This window comes from Deltaproteobacteria bacterium, assembly GCA_016210005.1.
Classification (GTDB): domain Bacteria; phylum Desulfobacterota; class Binatia; order HRBIN30; family JACQVA1; genus JACQVA1.
Genome location: JACQVA010000221.1, coordinates 1 through 2,149, shown reverse-complemented (window position 1 = coordinate 2,149; position 2,149 = coordinate 1). Strand labels below are relative to the sequence as shown.

2 protein-coding genes are annotated in these 2,149 nt (G+C 67.2%); one reads left to right on the top strand and one right to left on the bottom strand.

Annotation, left to right across the window (positions count from 1 at the left end):
• Nucleotides 1-618 precede the first annotated feature (618 nt).
• Nucleotides 619-1,728, bottom strand: coding sequence for an IS110 family transposase (locus HY699_21210; protein ID MBI4518327.1), 1,110 nt, complete (start codon nucleotides 1,726-1,728; stop codon nucleotides 619-621).
• A gap of 256 nt (nucleotides 1,729-1,984) precedes the next feature.
• Between HY699_21210 and HY699_21205 the strand changes: the two genes are divergently transcribed.
• Nucleotides 1,985-2,143, top strand: a complete 159-nt coding sequence (locus tag HY699_21205) for a hypothetical protein (GenBank protein MBI4518326.1) — start codon at nucleotides 1,985-1,987, stop codon at nucleotides 2,141-2,143.
• Nucleotides 2,144-2,149 lie beyond the last annotated feature (6 nt).

Genomic DNA, 2,149 nt, shown 5'->3' with positions numbered 1-2,149 from the left:
CTACGGACGTCTGTACGGCGAGGGCCTTGTACTTGCGAGCTACGCGGAGGGCGGTCGGAACGGGCACGTCGTCGAGGAAGACGAGCGGCCAGCTCTCCCCCCTCGCCGGGCGAAGGTAGATGTCAGCGGCCGAGGCGTTCTCGGCGCGGGCCCAGGGTAGGGGAAGAAGGCGGAGATCTTTGGCCCGCTGCCAGACCATGGAGCCGTTGGATCTCCTGACCGCGAGATCGGCGCGGAGGATGCCCATTCGCATCCACGCGCAGAGCATCGAGTCGGTGTGGTCCTTGGCTTTCACGATGGCGCTCTCTCCCCCTTGGGGGGGGCGTGGCCTGCTTCCTGGAGGTCTTGAGGACGGATCGCTGGACTTGTTCGGACTTGGGTCTGGGGGCCCTGGAGACGTTCAGAAGAAAGGCCTGAACCAACTCCTATCCGTGACGCGGTCGCGAGGGCGACCGGGAACCTGATTTCGTATGCGCTCGATGGCGCTGAAAGGGCCGGTGAAGGAGCGCCCCATCTAAAGAGACGGTTCGTCGCTCGATAGCGACGGAACCAGATTATGCGCCGGGCTGCTCTACCAGTCCAATAGAGACTTAAGTCCAATGATCCGATCTAGTGATGCTACGGAGCTTCGGTGTGGGCAGGCTTCAGGACCGCCCCGGAGGGGACGACCCCGTGTTCGACGAAGTGCCAGATCTCGATCAGGAGGCGCCGCGCCAGGGCGACGATGCCGCGGCGTCTGCCTCGCTTGCCCCCGTCACCGAACTTCCTCCGGAACCACTCGGTGAGGTCGCTGTCGGGCTGATACCTCAGCCACAGCCACGCCAGCTCGATGACCCGGGACCGCACGCGCCGGTTTCCGTTCTTCGAGATGCCCTGCTCGCGCTGCATCGATCCGCTGGCGTACGGAGTGCCTCCCAGACCCACCGCGCCCGTGAGCTCGCGGCGGTTCTTGAAGACCCTCCAGGCGAAGAACTCCATCACGAGCAGGGACGCGCTGTCGACACCGATGCCGCGCAGGTGGGCCAGCAGATCGACCTTGGCGAGGGCGCCCGAGAGCGGCTGGGATCCCTTGAGGGCCTTGTCGCGGGCGCTCTCGACCTCGCGGATGTGCTTACGGACCAGGTCGAGGCGCTTCACCTCCCGAGCGATCTCCGAGGCGAGCTGCGGGAACAGGGGGTTGCCCTGCCAGTCCCGGAGGGACTCGGGGGACCGGAGCGCCGTCTGGAAGTCGCGGTCCGCGCACGGTCCCTGGGTGGCCAAGAGCGAGCGGATGCGGGCCCGGTGCTGCGTCTCCTCCTGCTTGAGCCGCTCGAGCTCGCGCGGGCCGCGGCGGTTGTCCTCGTCCTCCTCATCGGGGACCTCGACGACGCTCCAGACGTCGACGTCGCCGGCCTCGTAGCGCAGGAGGTCGGCGAGGAGCCGACGAACGTCGAGGCGGTCCGTCTTCGCCCTCCTGGCGCGCCGATCGACCAGCATGCTGGCCGCGTCGATGGGCCGGTTGACCACTCCGAGCCGCTCCAGGAGTCGATGCGGCCAGAAGCCATCCCGACCGGCCTCGTAACAGGACACGACGGGTGCATCGTCCGGGAGCTCGAAGTGCCGCTTCGCGGCCGCGATCTCGGCCTCGAGCGCCGTGTCGTCGCCGGCGGTGATGGTCTTGATGCGGGGTCGGTCCCGGCCGGTGCTCGTGGCGAGCAGCCACTTCTCGGCGGAGAGTTCGAGGGCCATGTACAGGCGGGGGCGATCGCGGTACTCTTGGTTGCAGGTCGACGGGGTGGGGTTCACTTGGACCTCCTTGGTTCTTGGGGGAGGAGAGTACCCCACCCCGGACGCCTGTCCAGGCGGGCCGTGAGAAGGCTGGAGGCTGGGGCGCCCCATCTACTAAGCGATCCGGGGGCGACCCCCCGAGACCCGATCAGAGGCCGGGCTACCCCAGCCGACAACCCGTATCCTAGCCCTCGATACGCCTCTTACGCACAAGTGGATGTTATGGATTGATATGGACCTGCGCGCCAGGTGGGACCACGTCGTGCTCGACGAAGTGCCAGAGCTCGATGAGCAGCCGGCGTGCGACGGCAACGATGCCGACGCGCCGCTGCCGAGCTCCACCGCTCGCGAACTTCGCCCGGAACCACTGTGTTAGCCGACT